The 6,882-nt window shown below is 44.7% G+C and carries 5 protein-coding genes; all 5 read right to left on the reverse strand.

Going from position 1 to position 6,882, the window contains the following annotated elements; all coding sequences use genetic code 11:
* Positions 1-892: 892 nt before the first annotated feature.
* The gene (rfbB, locus tag Q0482_RS09890; RefSeq protein ID WP_366517998.1) at positions 893-1,912 is read right to left on the reverse strand and encodes a dTDP-glucose 4,6-dehydratase; all 1,020 of its coding nucleotides are present in this window, start codon (positions 1,910-1,912) and stop codon (positions 893-895) included.
* Between the two features lie 781 nt (positions 1,913-2,693).
* Positions 2,694-3,137: a hypothetical protein gene (locus tag Q0482_RS09895; RefSeq protein ID WP_299145926.1), complete on the reverse strand. Its 444-nt coding sequence runs from the start codon at positions 3,135-3,137 to the stop codon at positions 2,694-2,696.
* Positions 3,137-3,415, reverse strand: coding sequence for a hypothetical protein (locus Q0482_RS09900; RefSeq protein WP_299145928.1), 279 nt, complete (start codon positions 3,413-3,415; stop codon positions 3,137-3,139). The genes Q0482_RS09895 and Q0482_RS09900 overlap by 1 nt, the downstream gene beginning before the upstream one ends.
* The gene (locus Q0482_RS09905) at positions 3,399-3,935 is read right to left on the reverse strand and encodes a hypothetical protein (RefSeq protein WP_299145929.1); all 537 of its coding nucleotides are present in this window, start codon (positions 3,933-3,935) and stop codon (positions 3,399-3,401) included. Before Q0482_RS09905 ends, Q0482_RS09900 begins: the two co-directional genes overlap by 17 nt.
* A 927-nt stretch (positions 3,936-4,862) precedes the next feature.
* Positions 4,863-6,272, reverse strand: a complete 1,410-nt coding sequence (locus Q0482_RS09910; RefSeq protein ID WP_299145931.1) for a reverse transcriptase domain-containing protein — start codon at positions 6,270-6,272, stop codon at positions 4,863-4,865.
* Positions 6,273-6,882: the final 610 nt, after the last annotated feature.

Consider the following 6,882-nt stretch of genomic DNA (forward strand, 5'->3'; position numbering starts at 1 on the left):
TCATTCAAAATGACAACTTTTTTTCGGTCGATGCCTTAACGCAATAGCATTGCCCCTTCCACCACTAACGTGGTCCCCCACCCCCTTGTGGGGGTGGGCAAGTTTGGGATAGAGGCGCAGTCCCCTGCCTCGCAAGCGGTGAAAGGAAAGATTGGGAAGAAAAAGCCCCCGGCACTACTCCTCTTGCCCACCCCTGTTCAGGGGTGGGTGGCGAGCGCAGCGATGCCGGAAGGGGTCGGCAAATGGGAAAAGGAGAGGAATGAGCAGTTAGCTTTTGGCAATTAGCTTTTAGCGATTGTGCCCGCTTTGCAAGCACAGGCCGCTACGTGGCCTCCCCCTTCCACCACTGACGTGGCCCCCACCCCCGAGTGCGGGGGTGGGCAAGTTTGGGATAGAGGCGCAGTCCCCTCTCCTCGCAAGCGATAAACGGCAAGTTTGGGGAGAAAAAGCCACCTGCCACTGCGTCTCTTGCCCACCCCTGTCCAGGGGTGGGTGGCGAGCGCAGCGAGCCGGAAGGGGTCAGCTGCCTGCGGCAGCCATATAAAAGAGGCGCCTTTTATTTTTTTAGGCGCCTTCCCTTTTAGTCCTGCCGCCTACGGTGGCGCCCCCTTCCACCACTAACGTGGTCCCCCCACCCCCTTGTGGGGGGGTGGGCAAGCTTATGGAGGAAAAAAGAACCGCGCTGCTACCTCCCTTGCCCACCCCTGTTCAGGGGTGGGTGGCGAGCGCCTATATACTCTCTTGCGCCCCACTGCTTGTCAGGGGGGAGAGGGCCACGCAGTGGCGAGGGGGGGATTGCCGAAGGCACGCTGAAAGCCGATAGCCCACGGACAGCGGTCAGCCGACAGCCGACAGCGCCACTGTCCCACTGTCTCACTTACTCACTGTCCCACTATCTTCCCCCATACATCTTCTTATAGTAATTCTGATACTCTCCGCTTACGATATCCTGCCACCATTCCTTATTGTCCAAGTACCAGCAGATTGTCTTCCTGATTCCATCCGCAAATTTCGTCTCCGGCAGCCAGCCCGGTTCCTTGTGGATTTTCGCTGGGTCGATGGCGTATCTGCGGTCGTGGCCTTTTCTATCCTTTACATAGGTAATCAGGCTCTCCGGCTTGCCCAGTTCCTTGAGAATGAGCTTTACGATATCGATATTGGCCATTTCGTTATGGCCGCCGATGTTGTAGATTTCTCCTACGGTGCCTTTATGGATGATGAGGTCGATGGCTTTGCAGTGGTCCTCCACGTAGAGCCAGTCCCTTACGTTCTTTCCATCTCCATATACCGGAAGCGGCTTATCCGCCAGAGCATTCATCATCATGAGGGGAATGAGCTTTTCCGGAAACTGGTAGGGTCCGTAGTTATTGCTGCAGCGGGAAATGGTGCAGGGCAGGCCGTAGGTGCGATGGTATGCACCTACCAGAAGATCAGCCCCGGCCTTGGAACTGCTGTAGGGAGAGCTGGTATGGAGCGGCGTCTTTTCCGTAAAGAAAAGATCCGGCCTGTCCAGCGGCAGGTCACCATACACCTCATCCGTAGAAATCTGATGATACCGCTCTATGCCATATTTCCGGCAGGCATCCATAAGGACTGATGTACCGATGATGTTCGTTTCCAGGAAGATTTCCGGATTCATGATAGACCGATCCACATGGGATTCTGCCGCAAAGTTCACCACCACATTCGGATGCTCCTCTTCAAAGAGGCCATACACCGCATCCCTGTCGCAGATATCCATCTTCACAAAGCGGAAATTCGGCTTATCCATGACAGGTGCCAGAGTAGACAGATTTCCCGCATAGGTCAGCTTGTCCAGACAGATGATGCGATAGTCCGGATACTTCTTCATCATGTAAAATATAAAATTAGAACCGATAAATCCGGCGCCGCCGGTCACGATGATTTTCATTATATCTACCTGAAATCTATTTAAAATTCAAACCTCTTTCCCCATTCTCCTTATCCTCGTCTGGAGTCTGATAATCTCTCATCTGATTATCTCTACCCACCTTAAATCTTAGCCCCCTTTGGTACTGCATACCACCTTCCCACCCGCTAAAGCGGTGGGACAATAAGATAGGGGGCAAATCTCCCTCCCGTCATTTCCAGCGCAGCAAAGCGGAACCCCCAAATCTCCCGGCACTATGCTGCCCCCTCTCCAATGACCCCACAGCATAGAACGTAACGCAGGCTCCTTTCTCAGAAAGGAGTTGCCCGATGGGGCTGAGGATAGGTCAGAGTCACAAACCTCAAATCTCTTTCCCCCCGTCTGACCGTCTGAACGTCTGACAACTCCCACCACCATGCCAGCCGCCGTAAGCGAAGTCTACGCCACAAGCCACACTGCCAGTCTGATTGTCTGAAGTCTGACCGTCTGATTGTCTCTTCTTCCTCAATTCTCAAACCTCAAATCTCTTCCCCTGTCTGAAATCTGACCGTCTCTACTCCTCAATTCTCAAATCTCTGTCCTCAATTCTCCCCCCGTCTGATTGTCTGAAGTCTGATTTCTGATTCTCTGGCAAAGCCCCCTGTCATTTCGAACATAACCTCAAAATTTTTCTACCTATTGCATTATTTGATTCTCACTGATTAACAGAAAGAAAACCGGCTATATAAGAATAACTCCTTGAAATTCAGTTCCTTTTTTACTGAAAATCAAGGAGTTATTATGCAGAAAGTATACTAACATGTTACTGACCTTCCCCATTCTGATTCTGGGGCATATTATACACATTAAATAAAGGAAGAACGATAGGCTGAGGCAAATTGATAGCCTGTGTAATAGAAGTTACCGCCCCACGTAACAAAGGCAATAAAGTCGCTACCCCATTAAGATTTAAAAATTTCTTGAAATCTGACTCTGAAATATTCTTCGGTCCTTTAAACCTTCCAATCATAATGATCTGAAGATCGAACACCGCTTCACCAGGCACATCGTCTTCCACCGGCATCGTCGAAGCAGAAATATTACATTCCAAGCGTGTCCTGCCATCATCCAAATTCTCCGGACTAACAGAGACAAGAATTTTGTGGGTAAGTTTTGTCTGTTCAGTAGGATTCTTTACATCATTAATATGATATGTAATCTTTACAATCTGATAACCAAGAAACCTAAAATCCGATAAATCGTCCATTATGCAGCCCTCAAATTATTTGAAACAATACCACCTTCATATGGCATACTGCCCCGTCCTTCTGTAGTAGTGGTAGGAATTATCTGCGTAACGCTTTCTTCAGACTTAAAATCCGTTATCATCATATCAGCCGGATTAGATACAATTTCTGTAGAGAGCAGTGCCTTTTCTTCCCTTAAAGGTGCCCCGGCCCCTTCCAATTCTTTATCGATTTCTTCAGGTGTAAGCTTTTGCAACGTTTCCCAAAGCAATGACAATCTTTCATCTAAAGTCATCACAACACACCTCCTTAAGTGAATCAAAATCTATACAATCTTGATTCTTTACGCAAATTTGAATCTGTGCTCTTCTATAATGATGTTCCCACTTCTTATTTTTCTTATTTTTGCTAGGTACATCATACACTGCACGAACCAGATCATACGGAACACTTTTATACAATAAATTCAAAAGAGCTGTATCCGTCAACTGATGTATAACCTTTTTCCCAAAATCCTGTTCAAATGTCCTCTTAAAGTCATCTATCTGTCGTCTACCTTCATCCGTTACCAGGTCAATCACATTATCATCCTCAGCCTGGATATTAGCTTTCAAAACATGTATTTCTTCATGTCTTCTAACATTCTGCATACCAAACTTATTTTTGAAAAACATATATGCCTGATGCCTGTCATCCTGAAAGAAATACACACCGTCACCCAGCCATTGGGAATTACCTGTAGAACACTTAAACCTCTTATCCCTCAAGATTCCCTTGCACCCATCTTCACTTGTCCCGTGATACCCAATAAGCTGCATATAAACCTCAACCTTAGGACATAAACAAGCCTGATTTCATTTATTACTATCTGCTCTCATTATAAGAAAATTTCTCATTATTTGCAATCCCTGCCGTTATTCAAGGTAAGTATGCCCCCTCTGCTATCAGCTGCCAGAGTACCTTCAGCTTCTGCCTCCCTTATTCTGCTAAGAAAAAACTTGAAAATTCTTTCAAAAACTACTTCTCATTTTTCCATCTCGCGGTATGTATATAGTAGAGGGACATGAAAAGGCCCGCGGTTTTGAAAGAAAGCATTCCATATATTTCCAAGATGGCCATAGGAAATGCAAGAATGGAATACCAGAATTCAAAAAGGGTACCGCCTTTCTCCCCTCCACCTTTTCCGGAAAGGTAAAAAAATCAGCGTAAGCTGAAAACCACAAAGAAACTCAGGACTTCAGAAATCCCCTACAGGGCAGAAATGACGGGAGGCTCATGCCTGGCGCGCGCCGTCGCACCCCGTGCAGCAGCGGCCGTAGACCATGCAGACACCGAACTCATTGGGCATGACGGGCAATTGGAGACACCGGGTTTCTTTGTAGTGGCACAGTTTGATTGTCTTCATATCCTCAATTCTCAAAACTCAAATCTCAATTCTACCTTCTGTCGTCTGATTGTCTGAAGTCTCCCATCCCTGTCATTTCGAGCGCAGCAAAGCGGAGTCGAGAAATCTCACGCCGCCATGCAGCCCGACGTAAGTGGAATCTACGTCACAAGCCGCATTACCTATCTGAAGTCTGAAATCTGACCGTCTCTACTCCTTAATTCTCAAATCTCTGTCCTCAAATCTGCCTTTTTCCGTCTGATCGTCTGCAGTCTGCAGTCTGACTGTCTCCCCGCGTATCCCATGGCTCTCGTACGCGTACTGAGTGGCTCTGAAGCGGCGTAATATTCACTCTAACCGGCTAGTTTTTTGACTTAAGTCGTTTTCTTAATTGCCTCATATGCCTTTGGGCTACAAGGCCGGTTTGATTTTCATTCTTGAAATTCTTTTGGAAGATAAAATGTGCCCTTTGGGAATACACTGGAAAATTTGACCCTCGCTTAATCTTACTGATATTTCTATATAATCCAGGTATGCTATACAACGTATATAAATTTGTAGTTCTCCTTTTATTCTTCCCAAGCTGGCTAAGCAGGGCATTTTGCTTCACAACGTGATCAATCTTGCTATAAGCATGACTATAGTACCGCCTTACAGAACTGTCTTTAATATAAACCCTCTTTCCATCGTAAGAAAACCCTAAAAAGGAAATTATACTCTGCTCCTCTTGCGCATTATAAATAATCAAGTCTGTACTAACACGATATTTCTTAGTCTTTTCCGGTGATAATTTAACCAGATACTTTCCTGTATATGTACTCCTCTGGTCAAATATTTCCTGCAACTGATAAATCATTTTTTGATACTGTTCTTCCGTTGCATATTTTTCCGGAATAACAATAATAAAGTCATCTGAATAACGGCGGTATATTCCATGATATGTCTGCACTAATTTAAATATCTTCTCATCAAATTGAATCATATAGATATTTGCCAGTACCCCACTCATGGGGGACCCCTGCGGAATACCGAAATGTTCTCTATTTACCTTTATAATAAACTTGTCGTCTTTAGATTTTCTCTGTTTCTTTCTGGAAAGAATCCGGAATTCCTGAATTGTCAAAACTGTTTGACACTGGCAAAGCTGTTGATGTGTCATCCCTTTATAGGATGTAATCCCTTCGTAATCAACGTAACTGTAATGCAGGAGAGAGTTCAATACATAATATATATCATCAGGAATATATTGACTGTCCAAAACATAACGAATCTGGTTCAACAGGTAAGCATGATCAAGAAAATCAAAAAAATGCGTAAAATCGCCTATGATAACATAACAGGGCTTATGGAACTTAATAAAGGCCAACGCTTCCTCTGCAAATGAAATATTCGATTTACCCTTCTTATTTGTCCTATATGCAATAGAACAATCATCAATACCCTTATTCCCCAGATATTGATTATACTGTCTGTTAAACAGAGCTCCATAGTATCTATAAATCCATGCATCTTTATGTGCTGCATAGAGTATGTCTCGATATTTTGGCCCATCATCTTTTCCTATTCTTTTCCCCGAAGAATCCGTTGACCAGGATTTATGGTACTTAGGCCGTTTAATATGGATAAACGGATAAAATCCATGCCTGAGTACCCACTGTTTATTTGTTATGCAGCTCCACAAATGATTTGTCAGTTTCATTCTACGGTCAAAATGGATATAAGAGATATTTTTCCCTTCGATTTCCTTTCTAATTTCCATATCCGCATCCATATGCAACATCCTCACATAAGTCCCACTTAAAAATCCCATTAGCCAAGGTGGATAGATCCTTATAGCTAATGGGACGAAAAGCAAACCGGATTACTCCCCTATCCAACATGTTTAACTCTCTGTGATATACTGGAGACAGAATCACCAGCCAACACATTACAGGCAGTTACTGCGATTGCAGAGTGCCTGCTAGCCTTGCTCGAATTCATACCGTGTAGCAAGTGTCCGCTGAAACGTGAAAGAAATGCATTTCTTTCACGTTTCAGGATGATTACCACCATTCTGAAAGGAGCCTTGACATTGTTAAAGCTATCCGATGTCTCATAAGACATCGTCACCGGACCGAGATGAAATATAAAAATCAAATAGCCCTTATCTGTATTATACGCAAAACAGAAATAAATTCAATCGCATTTTAAGAGAAGTAAAGGGATACAGCAAGTATGTGAGTATTACGCACCATGAGAACCACCTAATACGCGAGTGAGAGCCATACGATACGCTGACGGGAGCCACCAATTCTTTTTAGCACGATATGCACCAGAGAGCGATCTGTTAACAACCTGAAGTCCCGTGAAATTATATCTATTTCGGGGTTTGGACTCCCATC

This window comes from uncultured Dialister sp. (assembly GCF_937959425.1).
In the GTDB taxonomy this organism is placed as follows: Bacteria; Bacillota; Negativicutes; order Veillonellales; family Dialisteraceae; genus Dialister.

Excerpts from the sequence above, each read along its gene's own strand:
- rfbB (WP_366517998.1), bottom strand. The coding sequence starts at position 1,912 with ATGAAAATCATCGTGACCGGCGGCGCCGGATTTATCGGTTCTAATTTT.
- Q0482_RS09905 (WP_299145929.1), bottom strand. The coding sequence starts at position 3,935 with ATGCAGCTTATTGGGTATCACGGGACAAGTGAAGATGGGTGCAAGGGA.
- Q0482_RS09895 (WP_299145926.1), bottom strand. The coding sequence starts at position 3,137 with ATGGACGATTTATCGGATTTTAGGTTTCTTGGTTATCAGATTGTAAAG.
- Q0482_RS09910 (WP_299145931.1), bottom strand. The coding sequence starts at position 6,272 with ATGGATGCGGATATGGAAATTAGAAAGGAAATCGAAGGGAAAAATATC.